Annotated in this window: 17 protein-coding genes; 8 read left to right on the forward strand and 9 right to left on the reverse strand. The window is 68.3% G+C overall.

All coding sequences use genetic code 11. The features are described from left to right. The first annotated feature begins 41 nt into the window (after positions 1–41). Together GLO27_RS08445 and GLO27_RS08450 are read left to right on the forward strand one after the other, a co-directional pair. Complete coding sequence (locus GLO27_RS08445; RefSeq protein ID WP_021199346.1) at positions 42–512, forward strand: hypothetical protein; 471 nt, start codon at positions 42–44, stop codon at positions 510–512. 56 nt (positions 513–568) lie between these two features. Then, positions 569–1,006 carry a cupin domain-containing protein gene (locus GLO27_RS08450; protein ID WP_167254386.1) on the forward strand — a complete coding sequence of 146 codons (438 nt, stop codon included), beginning with the start codon at positions 569–571 and terminating at the stop codon, positions 1,004–1,006. 23 nt (positions 1,007–1,029) lie between these two features. Here GLO27_RS08450 and GLO27_RS08455 read toward each other — a convergent pair whose 3' ends face one another. After that, the gene (locus tag GLO27_RS08455; RefSeq protein WP_167254388.1) at positions 1,030–2,670 is read right to left on the reverse strand and encodes an MFS transporter; all 1,641 of its coding nucleotides are present in this window, start codon (positions 2,668–2,670) and stop codon (positions 1,030–1,032) included. A 72-nt stretch (positions 2,671–2,742) separates the two neighbouring features. Between GLO27_RS08455 and GLO27_RS08460 the strand changes: the two genes are divergently transcribed. The 4 genes from GLO27_RS08460 (at position 2,743) to GLO27_RS08475 (ending at position 5,966) form a co-directional block, all read left to right on the forward strand. After that, a complete protein-coding gene (locus tag GLO27_RS08460) occupies positions 2,743–2,916 on the forward strand; it encodes a hypothetical protein (protein ID WP_017831028.1) in 174 nt (57 codons plus the stop codon). A gap of 67 nt (positions 2,917–2,983) precedes the next feature. Then, a complete protein-coding gene (gene nhaA / locus GLO27_RS08465) occupies positions 2,984–4,276 on the forward strand; it encodes a Na+/H+ antiporter NhaA (protein WP_167254390.1) in 1,293 nt (430 codons plus the stop codon). A gap of 38 nt (positions 4,277–4,314) precedes the next feature. Next, complete coding sequence (locus GLO27_RS08470) at positions 4,315–4,992, forward strand: response regulator transcription factor (protein WP_167254392.1); 678 nt, start codon at positions 4,315–4,317, stop codon at positions 4,990–4,992. Further along, a complete protein-coding gene (locus GLO27_RS08475; protein ID WP_167254394.1) occupies positions 4,989–5,966 on the forward strand; it encodes a HAMP domain-containing sensor histidine kinase in 978 nt (325 codons plus the stop codon). Before GLO27_RS08470 ends, GLO27_RS08475 begins: the two co-directional genes overlap by 4 nt. On the opposite strand, the gene GLO27_RS08480 is transcribed toward GLO27_RS08475, so the two are convergent. The 3 genes from GLO27_RS08480 to GLO27_RS08490 are packed head-to-tail and all read right to left on the reverse strand — an operon-like array spanning position 5,944 to position 8,671. Next, positions 5,944–6,756 carry an FAD:protein FMN transferase gene (locus GLO27_RS08480; RefSeq protein ID WP_167254396.1) on the reverse strand — a complete coding sequence of 271 codons (813 nt, stop codon included), beginning with the start codon at positions 6,754–6,756 and terminating at the stop codon, positions 5,944–5,946. The two genes, GLO27_RS08475 and GLO27_RS08480, sit on opposite strands and share 23 nt — an antisense overlap. Further along, positions 6,756–7,235, reverse strand: coding sequence for an FMN-binding protein (locus GLO27_RS08485; RefSeq protein ID WP_167254398.1), 480 nt, complete (start codon positions 7,233–7,235; stop codon positions 6,756–6,758). Before GLO27_RS08485 ends, GLO27_RS08480 begins: the two co-directional genes overlap by 1 nt. 14 nt (positions 7,236–7,249) lie before the next feature. Next, entirely contained in the window at positions 7,250–8,671 is a 1,422-nt protein-coding gene (locus GLO27_RS08490) for a ferredoxin reductase family protein (RefSeq protein ID WP_243844755.1), read from the reverse strand. Between the two features lie 138 nt (positions 8,672–8,809). On the opposite strand from GLO27_RS08490, the gene GLO27_RS08495 reads away from it, so the two are divergent. Next, positions 8,810–10,720, forward strand: coding sequence for a heavy metal translocating P-type ATPase (locus GLO27_RS08495; RefSeq protein WP_136023765.1), 1,911 nt, complete (start codon positions 8,810–8,812; stop codon positions 10,718–10,720). A 45-nt stretch (positions 10,721–10,765) separates the two neighbouring features. Here the strand turns inward: GLO27_RS08495 and GLO27_RS08500 are convergent, their stop codons facing one another. From GLO27_RS08500 to GLO27_RS08520, 5 genes are read right to left on the reverse strand one after another with little or no spacing between them, the layout of a single operon-like run. After that, entirely contained in the window at positions 10,766–11,896 is a 1,131-nt protein-coding gene (locus GLO27_RS08500) for a HAMP domain-containing sensor histidine kinase (protein ID WP_167254400.1), read from the reverse strand. A 5-nt stretch (positions 11,897–11,901) separates the two neighbouring features. Then, complete coding sequence (locus GLO27_RS08505) at positions 11,902–12,627, reverse strand: response regulator transcription factor (RefSeq protein WP_046398829.1); 726 nt, start codon at positions 12,625–12,627, stop codon at positions 11,902–11,904. A gap of 42 nt (positions 12,628–12,669) precedes the next feature. Further along, the gene (locus GLO27_RS08510; protein WP_167254402.1) at positions 12,670–13,440 is read right to left on the reverse strand and encodes an enoyl-CoA hydratase/isomerase family protein; all 771 of its coding nucleotides are present in this window, start codon (positions 13,438–13,440) and stop codon (positions 12,670–12,672) included. An 11-nt stretch (positions 13,441–13,451) separates the two neighbouring features. After that, positions 13,452–14,786 (reverse strand): hypothetical protein, encoded by a 1,335-nt coding sequence (locus GLO27_RS08515; protein ID WP_167254404.1) that lies wholly within the window; start codon positions 14,784–14,786, stop codon positions 13,452–13,454. After that, complete coding sequence (locus GLO27_RS08520; protein ID WP_167254406.1) at positions 14,771–16,198, reverse strand: amino acid adenylation domain-containing protein; 1,428 nt, start codon at positions 16,196–16,198, stop codon at positions 14,771–14,773. Before GLO27_RS08520 ends, GLO27_RS08515 begins: the two co-directional genes overlap by 16 nt. A 334-nt stretch (positions 16,199–16,532) precedes the next feature. On the opposite strand from GLO27_RS08520, the gene GLO27_RS08525 reads away from it, so the two are divergent. Next, the gene (locus GLO27_RS08525; RefSeq protein ID WP_167254408.1) at positions 16,533–17,027 is read left to right on the forward strand and encodes a DUF1269 domain-containing protein; all 495 of its coding nucleotides are present in this window, start codon (positions 16,533–16,535) and stop codon (positions 17,025–17,027) included. Positions 17,028–17,029: the final 2 nt, after the last annotated feature.

The following is a 17,029-nucleotide window of genomic DNA, read 5'->3' on the forward strand; positions in this document are numbered from 1 at the left end:
AGAGCACCCCAGGCGATGAGGTACGGGCGTACCGTCGAAACATGGCCCGCACCGCTTCCCCGCAACGCCCCACGAAAGTCGGGCGCCGGGTCGCCGCTGCTGTCGGCATCGTGGCATCGGCCGTCTCGATCGCCGCGTGCGCCGGATCAGACGATGCACGGCCCGATGTCTCGGCACCATCAGCACCACCGAGGGTCGAGGGAGACACCGTGACCACGGACACCTATCGTGACGGAGAGTACTCCGCACGCGGCTGGTATGGCTCGCTCCCGTCCCATCACGACGTGACTCTCACCATCGAGAACGGCATCGTCACAGACGTCGACATCACCACGCCGGCAGATGACGAGATATCGCTGGGGTATCAACAGCGGTTCGCTGATGCCCTCCCGAGAGAGGTGGTGGGCACGCCGCTCGACGACATCGTGGTCGACCGACTCGCGGGATCCAGCGGATGTTCGGAAGGGTTCATGAACGCGCTCGCCGACATCCGCGAGAATGCTCTCCGCTGACCCGACTCCCCGCCTCCTCTGCCCCCCTTCTCCTTCACTGCGATGGGAACGCCACTGTGAACCTCGAACCGACCACACCGACCGCCAAGAACACTGCAGACCAGTTCGTGGGAGACGTCTGGGTGGACCGAATCGCCGCACCGCACGATGGGGACCAACGGATGACCGTGGCCATCGTCAAGTTCGCCCCCGGTTCGCGCTCCGCGTGGCACTCGCACGCCCGAGGTCAGTACCTTCGTGTCACCCAGGGCGTCGCCCGCTTCGGGACGCGCGACGGGCAGATCATCGACGTGCACCCCGGAGAGACGCTGTACACGCCGCCCGGACAGGATCACTGGCACGCCGCTGCGGGAGACTCTTTCATGGAGCACATCGCCATGCTCGAGAACGCGGACGACCCTGCGGAGACCACGGAGTGGAAAGAGCACATCACCGACGACGACTACGCGGGGCGCTTCGACCGGCGGACCGGAGATCCTGCTTCGCGACAGTAGGGCGGGAGTGGCGACGCCCTCCGTCAGATTGCTCTTTCGTCGTTTTGCTGGCGGCCTTCTTCCTCCGTCCGCCCGTCCTCGTCCTCCGGCCGGGTGCGCACCGTGGTCGATCCGAGGGACACGGTGGCGAGCAGGCCGAGGGCGAGGAACCCTGCCGCTGTCCAGGCGGCGTAGCGGGTCCCTTCGGAGAAGGCGGCCTTGGCATCATCGGCCGCATCAGCGGTCGCGGCATTCGATTCCAGCCCGCTGATCGCCGCCCCTGCGCTGTCGACCACGGCCGACACGATCTGGTCGCGCTGGGCGGCGGGGACACCGCGCTCGTCGAGCGAAGACGCGAGGATCCCGGCGGTACTGGTGAAGAGAACAGTGCCAAGAACAGCGACGCCGAGGGCGGCGCCGATCTGCCGAGACGTGGACTGCGTGCCCGAGGCCGCCCCGCTGTCCGCGACCGGCACCTCGGCGAGCACGACCCCGGTTAGCTGCGCCGTGGCGAGGCCGACACCGAGTCCGTAGACGAAGAGGAACGGGATGAGCGGTCCCCAGGATGCATCAGGGCCGATGACGAAGCCGACTCCCGCGACACCGATGATCTCGGCGATGAGGCCGGCACGCACCACCCAGACCGGGGCGACCTTTCCGCTCGAGGCTCCGGCGACACCGCTGGCGAGGAACGATCCGCCCGCCAGTGCGAGCAGGAGCAGCCCTGTCTGCACGGCTTCGAAACCGAGAACGAACTGCAGCCAGAGCGGAAGCGCGAGGATGATGCCGAACTCCCCCAACGACACCACCGCTGCGGCGATGTTCCCGTTGCGGAACGAGGAGATCGAGAACAGCCGCAGCGCCAGCAGCGTCGACTTCCCCACCCGTTCGCGGTGCCGTCCCCACAGGATGAACGCGATGACGGCGAGGACGGCGACGGCGAAGAACAGCGGGATCGGCGACAGCTCCCACGGCCAGGCCCAGTCACCGATCTGCGGCCGCGTGTCGACCAGCCACCAGCCGTAGGTCCGTCCCTCGATCAGGCCGAACACGAGGCTTCCCATCGCCGCTATCGACAGCAATGCTCCGATGATGTCGACGCGGGAGACGCGATCGCTGCGCGATTCCGCGACGGTCAGGAGCACGCCGACCACGATGATGACGCCGAGGGGGATGTTGATGCCGAAAGCCCAGCGCCACGAGTAGGCGGTCGTGAGCCACCCGCCGAGGAGCGGACCGACGGCCGCCATGCCGCCGATCGTGGAACCCCATACGGCGAACGCGATTCCGCGCTCCCTGCCTCGGAAGGTCGCGTTGATGATCGAGAGGGTGGTGGGGAGGATCATCGCACCGCCGACGCCCTGCGCCAGTCGGGCCAGGATGAGCATGCCGCCGTCCGGCGACAGGGCGGCGACCACCGACGAGGCTCCGAAGACGACGACGCCGATGATCATCACCCGGCGTCGACCGAAACGGTCGGCGAGGCTGCCGAAGACGAGCAGCAGCGACGCGAAGACGAGCGTGTACGACTCCTGCACCCACTGGACCTCGGTCGAGGTGATGCCGAGGTCCTCCACGATCGCGGGGATCGCCACGTTGACGATCGTCGAATCGACGATGATCAGCGAGACCGCGATGCTGATGAAGACGAGCCCGAGCCAACGCCAGCGCACGTATCTTTCCATGATCGCTAGCCTAGTTAGCGAAATTCGATCGCGGTAGGCGGTGTCCCAGCGGGACGACGATAGGCTCGATACGTGCCCCTCCTCTCGATCGCCGGTTCGACGCGTGCCCCGCACCGTCTCCGTTCGGCGACCCCGATGAGGGAATGGATGCGGGTCATCCTGCACCCGGGCACGAACGGGTGGACCAGTGTCTGGGGCACCCTCTCGCACGGCGAGATCGCCGGCTGCCCGCCGCCACGGAACTAGACCACGCCTCGAACGGGGCGCTGGTCTTCTGCGCCATTCCCCCCTTCTCTCGCGTGAGGTATTTTCCGTGTCCCCGAATTCTTCCCCTGCCCGTTTCTCCCTCGCCCCGCATGCGCTGTGGAACGGCATCCGCTCCAACGCCCGCAGCGACGTCCTCGGCGGGTCGCTCCTGCTCGCGGCGACGTTCGCCGCGCTCGTCCTCGCCAACAGTCCCGCCGCCCCCTGGTACGAGTCCGTGCGCGACTTCACGTTCGGCATCCCGGAACTGCATCTCGAACTCAGCGTCGGCGCCTGGGCGTCCGACGGCCTGCTGGCGATCTTCTTCTTCGTCGTCGGTCTCGAGCTGAAGGAGGAGTTCGTCGCCGGACGCCTGCGCGATCCACGTCGAGCCGCCCTGCCGATCGCGGCCGCGATCGGCGGCGTGGTGGTTCCCGCTCTCATCTTCGTCGTGATCAACGCCGCCGGCGGTTCGGATGCCCTGCGCGGCTGGGCGATCCCCACGGCCACCGACATCGCGTTCGCCGTGGCCGTGATCGCCGTGGTCGGCAAGTTCCTGCCTCCCGCCCTTCGGGTGTTCCTGCTCACGCTGGCGATCATCGACGACCTCATCGCGATCACCATCATCGCGACGTTCTACACCGACACCATCAGCTTTCCGTGGCTGATCCTGGCGCTGCTGCCGCTGGCGGGATTCGCCGCCCTGGTGGCGAAGGGGGTGCGGGCGTGGTGGATCCTGCTCCCCCTCGCCATCGCCGTCTGGGTGTGCATCCACGCATCCGGTGTGCACGCGACCGTCGCCGGCGTGCTTCTCGGCTTCGTCGTGCCCGTCACGGCGACGGAGCGCGCCCGCGTGCGGGTCGGCACGGACGATGCCGGCCGACCGGTCTACGACGGTATGGCCGCGCACTTCGCCGACCGTTGGAGCATCGTGGCCACGCTGTTCGCGGTCCCGGTCTTCGCCTTCTTCGCCGCCGGGGTCACCGTCGGCGGGTGGGCAGGCCTCACGTCGGCGTTCACGGACCCGATCACCATCGGAATCGTCGTCGGCCTCGTGATCGGGAAGCCGATCGGCATCCTCGCCACGACCTTCCTGCTGAGTCGCCTCCCTGCGCTGCGCCTGGACGAGTCGCTGCGCTGGCCCGATCTGACCGGAATGGCGTTCCTCGCCGGTATCGGGTTCACGGTGTCCCTCCTGGTGGGCGAACTCGCCTACGGATCGAGCTCGGTTGCGGACGAACACGTGAAGATCGGGGTACTGGTCGGATCGTTCGTCGCCGCCCTCCTCGGCGGGATCATCCTGGCGCGCAGCAATGCACGGGGGCGTCGTGAGGTTCACGACGCCGGTGCGGGCGTACTCTGATCACCAAGATCACGGACGACTCCCCGAGGACGGCCGCCATGAACCAGACCGATGCGCCGCGCGGAAAGCTCCTCTATGTGGAGGACGACGCGGAGATCGCCGCCTTGACGGTGGAGGTGCTGGGCGACGTGTACGACGTGGATCATGCTCCGGACGGCGAGAGCGCCCTGCGACTCGCACTGAGTCGGCGTTACGACGCGATGGTGGTCGACCGGAGGCTCCCGGGCATGGACGGCGTGGCCTTCGTGCATGCGGTGCGCACAGCACACATCACGACGCCCGTCCTGATGCTGACGGCCCTCGATACCGTTGATGATCGCGTGACAGGTCTCGACGGCGGAGCGAACGACTACCTGGTGAAGCCGTTCGACTACGACGAACTGCTGGCGCGCCTTCGCGCGCTGCGGAGAGCGTTCCGCGCGCAGGGCGCGCGCAGGCCTCTGGGCGAGTGGGTCTTCGCCCCTGATGCCCAGGCGGTCTACGACCCGACGGGGTATCGCGTGGCATTGACGGCGACCGAGAGCGCCCTGCTGGAGCTGCTCACGGCCAGCCCTGAGCATGTGTTCACCCGGGAGGAGATCCTGCACGCGGTGTTCCACGAGGGGGACACGACGAGTTCTGTCGACACCTATGTGCACTATGTGCGACGCAAGACGAGCGCAGAGATGATCGAGACCGTGCGCGCACGGGGGTACCGGGCGGGGGCGCCCTCATGAGCGACGACGCGGCGCGGGTGCGCCGAGCGGCATTGTCGATCGGGCTGTGGGTGGGCGTCGCGTCGGGTGTGATCGTTGCGATGGGCATCGGGATCCTGATCACCGTGATCCTCTCCACCTCCCGACGGGAAGGGGAAGAACACGGCGGCGGATGGTTCGGCGGCCCCGTCGGTGCACGCGACGACTTCATCGTCGACATCGACGTGGTCGTGCCCGTGGTGATCGTGTTGGGCGTCATCGGCGTCGTGCTGCTGGGGATCGTGGCCGCCGTCGCCGCCCGACGGTCGGTTCGCCCGCTGGGTGAGGCACTGCGCCGACAGCGCAACTTCGTGGCCGATGCCAGCCATGAGCTGCGCACGCCCCTGACGACGGTGACGAGTCGCATCCAAGTGCTTCAGCGACGCCTCGACCGGGGTGAGGACATCGGCCCCGGCCTGGTCGAGCTCCGTCGAGATGCAGACTCCATGGGAGATGTGCTGAACGACCTGTTGATAGCGGCCGAGGGGGCGTCCCATGACGACGGAGAGGCCGAAGTGGCGAGTGCAGCGTCCACGGCGGTCGCCGCGATCTCGACGATCGCGGACGAGCACGAGGTGGCTCTCACGGTGACCGTCGTCGACGACGGGGCCGTAGCCCGGATCCCCACGGTGACACTGGTCCGCGTCCTCGTCGCTCTGCTCGACAACGCGGTACAGCACTCTCCTGCCGGCGGCGCAGTCACCATCCGCATCGGCACGGACGCGCGTGACGTCACCGTTCGTGTGACCGATGAGGGACCGGGCATCGCCGGGATCCCCTCGGATCAGATCTTCGAGCGCTTCGCCCGCCCGCCCGAGAGCGGGCGCCTGCGCGGCTTCGGCCTCGGACTCTCGCTCGTGCGCGATGTCGCGCGCCGGGCCGGCGGTTCCATCGAGGTCGAGAGTTCGACCGCCCGCGGCACGACCTTCCTCCTCACACTTCCCGCGTCCCGCTGACAGCGCACACGTCGATCATCGTCGAACCGAGCCAGCGCGTGACAGCCCCCTCGCGGTCCACCACGATGCCGGTGCGCGAGGCGGAAGTCTCGATCCAGGAATGATCAAGAGCTCCTGCCACGACGGCTGCGGTCGCCCAGACGTCCGCCTGCGCGAGGCCGTCAGAGACGACGGTCGCGGACGCCACGCCGGTCGACGGCGCGCCCGTTCGCGGATCGAGGATGTGGTGGCCGCGCTCGGCAGTGCCCGATGTGGCGACAGCACCGTTGGCGATATCGAGCGTGGCGAGCACCCGACCGCGGTCGTGCGGGTCAGCGATCCCCACGTGCCACCGCCGATCCGATCCGTCCGCCGTGAACAGCTGCAGGTCTCCGCCCGCGTTGATCCCGACCGCGACCGCCGAGGTCAGCAGCGGTGCGAGGTGGCGACGGCTCGCCTCCTCGACCGCCCACCCCTTGACCCAGCCGGTGGGATCGAACCACCCTTCCCGATACCCAGAGAACAGCCCACCGGTCGCGTGCGCTGCGCGTTCGCACGCAGCAGACGCGAACGCCACCCGCGGGTCGGCGTCAGCCAGAGACAGCTCTCCTCGGCGGATGCGGTTGATGTCGGAGTCCGGTCGATAGGTCGAGAAGATGCCGTCCACGTCGTGCAGCTCATCGAAGCACGCTCTGATCGCCCCCTCGGTCGCCACAGCATCCTGATCTCCCGCGGAGATCAGGTGGATGCTCATCGGGATGCCCATGATCTTCTCGACCCAGACCCGCGTGCTCTCCGGTGCGCCACGCATCAGCTGTGCGCCTGATCGATCGCGCTCTGCAGCGACGAGAGGTAGCCGTCGCTGGTAAACGTGGCTCCCGACACCATCTGGATCTGCGCGCTCTGCGACTGCAGAGTCTCCGAAACCAGCCGAGGAATCGCGGTGCCGTTGATCTGACGGTCCCGGCCGTTGCCGTCGGGATAATCGATGGCCTGCGCGTCGCTGATCTGTCCGCCGGAAACCGTGATCCTGACCTGCACCGGTCCGTACCGGGTCTGCGACGACGCGCCGGTGTAGGTCCCGTCGGCGAGACCGGTACCCGCCGACGCTCCGGAGCCCGACGCTCCGGAGTCCGACGCTCCGGAGTTCGACGTCCCGGAGCTGCCGACGGCGCCTGTGGTCGGAGGAGTCGCGTCGTGCGGCATGACCGCATCGAGCGACGTGCGATAGCTGAACAGCAGCACGAGCCCGCTGATCGTCGCGAGCACGGCATACAGGATCTTCTTCATGGCGACCTCCCTGGTCAGACGGTGAACGATTCGGAGTGGATGCGGTGCGGAGGGAACCCGGCGCTCTCGAGGTCGCGCGTGAGCCCTTTCATCCAGGTCTCGGTTCCGCAGACGAAGACGTCGTAGGCCTCGGGGTCGGGAACGAGGTGGCGGAGCAGGTCGGGACCGTTCCAGGCGCTGTGGCTGGCCGCGATCCAGCTCGACGGGCCGGAGGACCGGGGACCGATGAAGGGCAGGTACCGCACTCCTCGACGCGAGACGAGGTCGGCGATCGCGTCCTGCCGGAGTGCATCTTCGGCGACGGAGTCGCGGGTGAGGAGAGTCGCCTCCCCCGGCGCGTAATCCTCGGCTTCCAACAGGGAGAGAAGAGGGGCCACCCCGGCACCTGCACCGATCATGAGCAGCTTCGTCCCGGTACGACGCTCCCCCGTCATCTCCCCGTACGGTCCTTCGACGATGACGCGCGTGCCCGGTGTGAGCGATGCCAGACGGCGCGTACCGTCCCCCACCACTCGGGCCGTCAGCGTGAGCTCGCTCCCTGGCGCAGCGGAGAGCGAGAACGGGTGACCACGCGTCCACCCCTGCCCGTCGAGAAAGCGCCATACGAAGAACTGTCCGGCACGGGCACCCAGGGTCGAGAGATCACGCCCGACGACGCGGATGGTCACTCCCCGCGCACCGTCGGGTTCGACGCTCGCCACGCGCAGGGCACGCCGCGAGGAGCGCAGCACGGGCATACCGAATCGGAACACGAGGATCGACGCCGCCGCGAGCGCCCAGATCGTCCACCAGTACGCGGTCGCGAGCGGCGACGAGAGGAAGTCCGCGCCCGTCCACAGCTGGTGCGGGAGGGCCAGGCCCACACCGAGGTACGCGTAGAGATGCAGGAGATGCCAGGACTCGTAGCGCAGGCGCCGACGCGCACGTCGGATCGAGGTGACCACCACGAGCAGGATCAGCAGGGTCCCTGCGGTGGCGAGGAGCATGCCCGGGTAGTCCCAGACGAATCCCCACAGTTGCACGAAGGGGTTGATGCCGGCGGTGATCGCGTAGCCCAACGCGAGCAGAGCGATATGCGCGCCCATCAGCCAGAACGACCAGAACCCGACGAAGCGATGCATACGGGTGATGCCGTCACGACCGAATCCGCGCTCGAAGAGTGGAACCCGCGCCATGAGGAGCACCTGGTAGAGCAGGAGGTTGGCGGCGACGAGACCCGTCAGTCGTCCCAGCGTGGTGACGGTCTCCCCGCTGGCTCCGAGGACGGCACCGATCCCTCCCCCGGCCACCCAGAGCGCGACGACGAGGAGACTCGTCGCCCAGATGACGATGATCGCTCCCGCCCGCCATGCCTGAGCGCGGCGGTGGGCCGAGCCATGGTGCTCTCCGATCACCGGGGAGAGGGCACCTCGGGGTCTGTTCGTGAGAGTGGTCATGGGGTCATCCTGGAGACCAGGCTCTGAGACGGTTCTAAGAATGACCTCGCCACAGTCCACTCACAGGGATTTCATGGGATTAACCCGAACCCGCCGCCCGTCGGTGGCACTCCGCACCGATTCGCGGGAAGCTGGAGCATGAGGTTTCTCCGCTTGCTGTGGCGCTATCCGGCGATCACGACCACCGTCCTCGTGTTCGTCGGCGTGCTCATCCTGCACGCGGTCGACGCGGCCGTCATCGGACGGTGGATCGCCACCGGTTACGTGGCCGCGTTCGTCGTCTGGACCCTCGTCGGCATGGTGCGGGATGTGCTGCGCGGCCACGTGGGTCTCGACATCCTCGCGGTGGTCGCGATGGTGGCGACGCTCGCCGTCGGCGAGTACATCGCATCCCTCATCATCGTGCTCATGCTGTCGGGCGGAGAGGCGCTCGAAGACTTCGCCGGCCGTCGCGCGAAGCGCGACCTGTCCGCGTTGCTGGATCGTTCTCCGCGCATCGCCCACGTGCTCGTGCACGCACAGGCCGCGGATTCGGACGAGGTGAGGGATCTCCCCGTCGACGAGGTCGCGATCGGCGATGTGCTCCTCGTGCGCCCGTCGGAGGTGGTGCCCGTCGACGGCGTGCTGCTCACCGAGACCGGAACCTTCGATGAGTCATCGCTGACCGGCGAGAGCATGCCCGTGGCCCGCGAGTCCGGAGGGGAGGTGCTCTCCGGAGCGATCAACGGCAGTCGCGCTGTGCGGATCCAGGCCGTTCGCTCGAGCGCAGACAGCCAGTACCAGCAGATCGTCGCACTCGTGCACGCCGCAGAGGACTCCCACGCGCCGGTGGTGCGGCTCGCCGACCGCTTCGCGATCCCCTTCACCGCGGTGTCGCTCGTCCTGGCCGGCACAGCCTGGGCCATCTCGGGCGACGCGACGCGCTTCGCCGAGGTCCTCGTGCTCGCGACGCCCTGTCCTCTCCTGATCGCCGCCCCGGTCGCGTTCCTGGGAGGCCTCTCACGCGCGGCGAAGACAGGCGTGATCATGAAGGGCGGCGCCGTCATCGAACAGATCGCGCGCGTGCGATCGGCGGCCTTCGACAAGACGGGAACGCTCACGCAGGGCCGACCGGAACTCGTCGATGTCCGGCCGGCGAACGGCTTCGGCGCGGACGAGGTCCTGCAACTCGCCGCCTCGGCGGAACAGTACTCTACGCACGTGCTCGCCGAGGGCATCCGTCGCGCCGCGGACGCGCGCGGACTCGCGCTGCGTGTAGCGACAGAGGCCAGGGAGGAGGCCACGAACGGTGTCGTCGCCGAGATCGATGGTCGAGCTGTCGTCGTCGGCAAGCCCGCCTACGTGGCCGCTCTCGCGCCCGACACCGTGCGGGCGACGTTGGAGCTGAGTCAGGCCGCAGCCTACGTGGCCGTCGACGGCCGTTTCGCCGGGGTGCTCGTACTCGCCGACCACCCGAGGCCCGAAGCAGCGGCCGTCGTCTCGTGGTTGCGGACGCACGAGGTGGATCGCGTGGTCATGCTCACGGGCGACGTCGGGCCGACGGCGGAATCAGTGGCTCATCAGGTGGGCATCTCGGAGATCCACGCCGAGCTGCTTCCGCCCGAGAAGGTCGCTCTCGCCGGCGAACTCCAACCGCGGCCGATCATGATGGTCGGCGACGGCGTGAACGACGCCCCTGTGCTCGCCGCCGCCGATATCGGCGTCGCCATGGGCGCGAAGGGAGCGACCGCTGCCGGCGATGCCGCTGATGTCGTGATCCTCGTCGACTCGCTGGCGAAGCTCGTCGATGCGGTGTCGATCGGTCGCCACACTCTGCGGGTCGCCCTGACCGCGATCTGGATCGGGATCGGCTTGAGCGTCGGGCTCATGATCGTCGCGATGACCGGCCTCATCCCCGCGGTGGTCGGAGCACTCGTCCAGGAGCTCGTCGATCTCGCGACGATCCTGTACGCGCTGCGGGCGCTGAGCGGCCCCTCGACGGTGCTCGCCTCCGCGCCCGCCCGTCCGCAGGTGAAGACCGAGACACCGGCACCGCAGCGCAAGGAGTGAGGAGTCACGACCTGCGCGTACGACGACCGACGCGACGGAGGCGGATCATCCATGTGGACGGTTTCGCTGCGGCAGCGTGAGGGTGAACCGGCAGCCGGCCCCACTCTGCGAACGACCTTCCAGCGTTCCGCCGTTCGCCACCGCGAGTCCGCGCGCGATCGCCAGCCCCAGCCCGGCTCCGCTCGTCGCCAAGGGGGCCATGCTCCGGGTGCGGGCGAGGTCGCCACGCCATCCGGCATCGAACGCCTGCTCGAGAGCCTCAGGGGTCATGCCGGAGCCGTGGTCCTCCACGCTGATCCTGACCGCGTCGGCATCGGCCTCCAGGAAGACCGTCGCCGCGGTCCCCTCAGGGGTGTGCTGCACCGCATTGGCGAGCAGGTTCATCAAGATGCGCTCGATGCTGAGAGGATCGGCGAAGGCCGTGACGTCGCCTGACTCGTCGACTTCCAGGTGCACCGTCGCGCCGAGATTACGGGCTGTTCCCACGGCATCGCCGACCAGATCGGCGACATCGAGGTGCTCCGGGCTCAGCGGCACCCGATCGATCTCGATGAGCGAGAACGCGAAGAAGTCCTCGACCAGCGCCCCGAGACGGCTGCTCTGCGCGCGAAGCCTCGTCGTGAACTCGACACGGTCCTCGATGATCCCGTCCTCGTGAGCGCGGATGATCGCGTCGATGGCGGCCAACGGTGTCCTCAGATCATGGGAGATCCCGGTGATGAGGTGCCGTCTCGCCTCCTCCTGCCGGAGATTCGTCTCCCGAGCCTCGTGGAGCGCGCGCGCAGCGTTGTGGAGCTCTCGATCGATCTGCCGATACTCCCAGTTCGACACCACCGTGTGGTCGTCGAGGGGGCGACCCGATGCCAGTTGCCGGGTGTGCAGGCTTATCCGTCTGCTCTCCTCGACCAGCCGGTTGCCCAGGCGCCACGCCAGCAGCATCGTGCCCGAGCCGGCGAGAATCGTCGCTCCGAGGATGAGCGGCAGATCGTCCTCCTCGATCTGCATCCGCGAGGCCGCGAAGGCGAAGGATGCCGACATCCCCACGACCACCGTCATCACGACGATCATCATCTGACAGCGCATCGAGTACCTGCGGGTCAGCCGAAGCGCGACCGCCCCGAAGACTCCGGTCAGGATCACCGCCGCCACGACGACTCCGAGCGTTTCGAGGAGCATCGCGTTCATCTCGTCCCTTCGCTGTCGAGCAGATAGCCGTGCCCCCACACCGAGCGGATGACGACCGGCCGGGAGGCATCGGGCTCGACCTTCAGGCGGAGGCGACGGATGTTGACGGCCACAGCCGAGGTGTCTCCGGCCTCCCATCCCCACGCTCCGCCGGCGATCTCCTCGCGCGAGTGCACCCGATCGGGGTGGCGGAGGAGGAAAGCGAACAGCTCGAACTCCCGGACGGTCAGCTCCAGGTCGACGCCATCGCTCTGGATCACCCGCATCGCCGGCGTCAAACGGAACCGTCCGAGGGTGATCGGCGACTCGCCGGCGCCCTGGTGCGCGGTCCGCTGCAACAGCCGGATCACGCGGAGCACGATCTCGCGCGGTGCGACGGGCTTGACGACGTAGTCATCCGCGCCGGCTTCCAGGCCGTCGATGCGTTCATGCGGCTGCCCCATCGCCGTGAGCAGGAGGATCGGAGCGTTCGACGTGGTGCGCAGACGACGGCAGATCTCCACGCCGTCGACGCCGGGGATCATGCGGTCGAGGAGCACCACATCCGGAGGACTGAGCGTCGCGGCTTCCAACGCCGCGAAGCCGTCGGCGACCGCTTCGACGGAGAACCCGGCACGACGCAGATAGGCCACGAGGATGCTGCGCAGCTCCTCATCGTCCTCGACGACCAGCACCCGGCCGTTCGCGAGGTCGGCCAACTGCACTTCCACGGTTCTGCGCACCTTCCGAAGATACGTCGTCGTTGCCGACAGAGTCCTGCACTCTCAGCGGAACGACGGGGCGCGCTTCGACAGGAACGCCGCCATGCCCTCCTGGCCATCCGCGTGTGCCAGAGCGTCCCGGAACAGTGTGCGCTCCGCCACCGCACGCAGCGGCGCGGGCAGCGCGAAAGCGGCCTTCACGGCGGCGAGCCCACTCCTCGACGCACGGCTGAACGCGAGCGCCTGGCCGCCCACCGCGGCGGCGAGCCCATCGGCGTCGGGAAGCACGGCGTCGATGAGACCCCACTCCTCCGCCGTCGCGGCCGTCACCCGCTCGCCCGTCAGGGCCATGCGTCGCGCCCGGCCGTCGCCGATCCGGGCGGCAACACGATACGTGCCGCCGAAGCACGGGATCAGGCCCAACCCGACCTCGGGCAGCGCGAAGAGCGAGTTCGCCGTGGCGTACACGAGGTCGCAGGCGGCCGCGAGTTCGCACCCACCTCCGAGCGCGTGACCGTCGACGGCGGCGATGACCGGCACGGGGCAGGCGGCGATGCTGTCCATGGCCGCCTGTCCGGCGCGGCTGATGCGCTCACCGGAGTCGGACGATGCGGCCGCCATCTCGGCGATGTCGGCACCGGCCACGAACGCGCGTGTTCCGGTCGAACGCACGACCACGGCGCGGGGGCGATCCGCGGGCACCGTCTCGGCGAGCTCTGTGAACACATGCCGGATGGCATCGAGCTCGTCGATGCCCATGGCGTTGAGCTGAGCGGGGCGGTCGAGGGTGACGGTGAGGGTGGTCCCCTCGGAGCTGATGAGCAGTGTGGACACGGTAATGCCTTTCAGGAGTCCCAGATCGCCCCGTACGCGGGGACCCCGAGGGCTTCCAGCGCGGAGACGACCCGGCGGGTGGTCGATTGGTTGGAGATGCAGATCACCGCTTCGGCGTCGAACGAGGTGAACTCTTCGAGCGCCAGTGCCACGAGGTCGGGGCGCCCCTGTTCGCTGGTGTTCCAGATCACGGCATCGGGGTGCGAGGCACGGATGGACTCGACGAGATCGTTGCTGTAGGTGGCTTCCGGTTCTCTGGTCGCCCACACGAGCTTCGAGGGCGTGGTGTCGGCGAAGAGGTGCGGCAGGCACGGGCCGATCCCGCTTCCGGTCGCGACCCACACGACGCGCTCGAAGAGCTTGTCCACGTTTCCCACGCCCGCCGTCGGAATCCCTCGTGTCCACACATGCGAGGGCGCGTCGTCGATGAGTCTTCCGGTCCAGTCCCCCGCCCGCGAGATGGTGAGCCGGAAGCCGGTCTCGTCGCGGGTGACGACATTCGCGAACGAGTGCCACTGGCCGAGCGGATGCCGCGCCAGGGTGGTGGACGAACCGGCGAAGGGACGCACGCCGTGATCGAAGTCCGCGAGTGCGACGTGAGACGACGGCGTCGCGATGCGGACGGGCACTTTCCTGAGCCGCAGCCACGGTGCGACGACGCTGAGCACGATGACCAGCAGCAGCCAGAACGACGGCGACGCGGCGAGGACTCGTCCGATCCCCGCAGCGCCGGCGGAGTCGGCGGCATCGGCGGCGAGCGCCACGGTGAGTACGGCGAAGAGGGTGAGAGCGGACCATCCTCCGAAGCGATGGGTCATCTCGAACAGGTCATGGCGGCGTTGGCGGATCGGAGGCAGCGCCGGTACGAGGATTCCGACCAGGCACGCGACGAGGGCGACGGCCACGCCCTTCGAGAACACGGAGAAGGAATCACTGAAGACGACGGTGGCGGCTCCCCCCAGGAACCAGCCCACGGCCGCGACCGCGGCTCCGACGTGGATCCCACCGAAGTGGTAGACCTTCGCGAGACGTCGACGGACCGCCAGCGGCGCCGATTTCGGCACGCTCGTCGCGAGCCGGAACAGGAGGTTGATCACGTACTGCTGGCGGATCAACACTGCGGCTGCGAGGTTCACGCCGCTCATGGTGATGAGGAGGGTGGCGGCGTCGTCGGACGGCATCGAGGCCGAGGTCGTGGCGATGATCCCGGCGACGACGGCGTTGAGCGCGAGAACCAGCACCACCAGCCTGTTGTAGGGCATCAGAGCAGGACGGGTGAGAAGAAGCCGCCACCCGGTGAGCGCCGCGGGGCGCACGTGGGTCTCGGGAGTCACGCTGCTCGCCATGCGTGGCTCCTCAGCACCGTCTGGTCGACCTTGCCGCGCGTCGTCATCGGAAGAGCCGGTACGAGATGGACGATCTCCGGCACGCAGTAGTACGGCAGTGCTTCACGTACATGGGCGAGCGCAGCCTCCACGTCGGCGTCCTCCGGAGTCACGAAAGCGACCAGCGCCGTGCGGTCGTCGGTGGGGAGGACGGCCGCGTGCTGCACGGAGTCCTCCCGCTCGAGCAGTGCGCTCACGGCGTCGGGTTCGACTCTGAAGCCCCGGATCTTGACCTGGTCGTCCGTGCGTCCGAGGTGCTCGAGATCTCCGTCCGCATTCCATCGGGCGAGGTCGCGGGTGCGGAACATGAGACTGCCGTCGTCGGAGAACGGGTCGAGTCGGTAACGGTCGCGGGTCAGACGCGGGTTTCCCAGGTACCCGGCGGTGACCCCCGCTCCCCCGACCCACATCTCCCCGACCTCGCCGTCGGCGACCGGAGCGCCACCCTCATCCAGGATGTAGGCGGTCGTTCCCGGGATCGGCCGCCCGATCGGCGGATCCGCCTCATCGGGGGTGCACAGATGCATCGTGTTCACGATCGTGATCTCGGTAGGACCGCACGAGTTGTAGAAATCCGTCACGGCAGCCCAGCGGTTGGCGAGGGCACGAGGGCACCGTTCCCCCGCGACGGCGACAGCGGTGAACCGGCCCAGCCGTCGCGGGTCGTGCGGGGTGAGGATCGACGGGGTCGCGATCACGACGTCTGCGGCACGCAGAGCCTCGGCGAAGTCCCGTCCGCGGATGTGCAGCGTGGCACCGTGGGTAAGCGCGCCGAGGATCTCCCAGACCGCCATGTCGAAAGCGATGTTGAGGATCTGGGCGACCACGGTCCCCGGCTTCATGCCGAGCGCTCCGGGCCCTCCGAACAGGAAGTTCTCGAGGTTGCGGTGGGTCACCCGCACGCCGTTGGGCGTACCCGTCGTTCCGGACGTGAAGATGATCACGCATTCATCTCCGGCGCGTGGCGCGACGGTCCCCTGCGAAGAGGCATCCGCGTCCGCGGTGCGGGCGCGCTCGATCGGCACGACCAGGATGCCCGTCGCCGACGTCACGCGGTCCGCGAACCGCGCCTGGGTGAGCACGACACGCATGCCCGTCACGGCGACCACATGCGCCATATGGACCTCGGTGGCGATTCGCGGATCCACGGGCACGTACGCCGCCCCGAGCCGCAGTGCGGCCACGATGGCGACCACCATCTCGAATCCGCGCTCCACGAAGATCCCGATCCGATCACCTCTCCCGACGCCTCTCCGTCGAAGATCCGCCGCCAGCATGCCGGACAGCTGATCGAGGTCTCCGTATGTCAGCTCCCGCCCTGCGTGCCGGGCCGCGACGGCCAGCGGTTGTTCGCACATCCACCGGCTGAGCATGTCGAGGATCGTACGGCGGGCGGACGGAGCGCCCGGGGCGGACGGGGATACGGCGGGAGGAGCAGGAGCGGACACGGGGAACACCTTTCGTTTCGGTGTGCCCAGTATTTTTCGACCGACCTCCCACGACGGCGGGCAATCATTACAGAGCGTGATCAGTTCCCTGCGTATCCCCTGTCATCGCCGAAGGTCCCCCGGGTGAATTCGCGATGACGCCCGCGTTTCGCGGGTGCAGCACGGTTAGCCTGGCCTCGAGCGGGAGCCACCGCGGAGTGGCCTCCTGTCGTCAACGGCTGAGGGTGGTCGACTCAGCCCTGAACAAGGGAACTCACCCATGGCCGAACTGATCGTCATCTCCTTCGACTCCGAGCCCCAGGCGGAAGGCGCCTACGACGAGATCCTGTCGTTGCAGAACGACCTGGTCGTCGAGCTCGCGGGCCTCGCGCTCGTGAAGGTCGACGAGAAGGGCAAGACCAAGGTCGAGTATCCGGGCGCTGCCGGCAACGTCGGTGTCGGAGCCGCAGACGGTGCACTCTTCGGCATGCTCATCGGCCTCCTGTTCTTCGTGCCGATCGCCGGACTGCTCTTCGGCGGCCTCTTCGGCGCGCTGTTCGCCGGCCTCGACAAGACCGGGATCGATGCGGAGTTCCGCGACCGGGTGAAGAGCACGGTCTCCGCCGGCAAGTCCGCCGTCGTCGTATACGCGACGAAGATCACCGAGGACAAGTTCGCCGCCGCGCTCGCGCCGTTCCACGGCACGGTCGTCCAGACCTCCCTCTCCGCCGAGGACGAGAAGGAGCTCATCCACGACCTCGGCGGCGCCCAGTAGTC

This window comes from Microbacterium sp. Be9 (assembly GCF_011754135.1).
In the GTDB taxonomy this organism is placed as follows: domain Bacteria; phylum Actinomycetota; class Actinomycetes; order Actinomycetales; family Microbacteriaceae; genus Microbacterium; species Microbacterium maritypicum_A.

Excerpts from the sequence above, each read along its gene's own strand:
- GLO27_RS08455 (WP_167254388.1), bottom strand. The coding sequence starts at position 2,670 with ATGGAAAGATACGTGCGCTGGCGTTGGCTCGGGCTCGTCTTCATCAGC.
- GLO27_RS08500 (WP_167254400.1), bottom strand. The coding sequence starts at position 11,896 with ATGCTCCTCGAAACGCTCGGAGTCGTCGTGGCGGCGGTGATCCTGACC.
- GLO27_RS08475 (WP_167254394.1), top strand. The coding sequence starts at position 4,989 with ATGAGCGACGACGCGGCGCGGGTGCGCCGAGCGGCATTGTCGATCGGG.
- GLO27_RS08470 (WP_167254392.1), top strand. The coding sequence starts at position 4,315 with ATGAACCAGACCGATGCGCCGCGCGGAAAGCTCCTCTATGTGGAGGAC.
- GLO27_RS08480 (WP_167254396.1), bottom strand. The coding sequence starts at position 6,756 with ATGCGTGGCGCACCGGAGAGCACGCGGGTCTGGGTCGAGAAGATCATG.
- GLO27_RS08445 (WP_021199346.1), top strand. The coding sequence starts at position 42 with ATGGCCCGCACCGCTTCCCCGCAACGCCCCACGAAAGTCGGGCGCCGG.
- GLO27_RS08525 (WP_167254408.1), top strand. The coding sequence starts at position 16,533 with ATGGCCGAACTGATCGTCATCTCCTTCGACTCCGAGCCCCAGGCGGAA.
- GLO27_RS08495 (WP_136023765.1), top strand. The coding sequence starts at position 8,810 with ATGAGGTTTCTCCGCTTGCTGTGGCGCTATCCGGCGATCACGACCACC.
- GLO27_RS08515 (WP_167254404.1), bottom strand. The coding sequence starts at position 14,786 with ATGGCGAGCAGCGTGACTCCCGAGACCCACGTGCGCCCCGCGGCGCTC.
- GLO27_RS08490 (WP_243844755.1), bottom strand. The coding sequence starts at position 8,671 with ATGACCACTCTCACGAACAGACCCCGAGGTGCCCTCTCCCCGGTGATC.
- GLO27_RS08485 (WP_167254398.1), bottom strand. The coding sequence starts at position 7,235 with ATGAAGAAGATCCTGTATGCCGTGCTCGCGACGATCAGCGGGCTCGTG.
- GLO27_RS08520 (WP_167254406.1), bottom strand. The coding sequence starts at position 16,198 with ATGCTCAGCCGGTGGATGTGCGAACAACCGCTGGCCGTCGCGGCCCGG.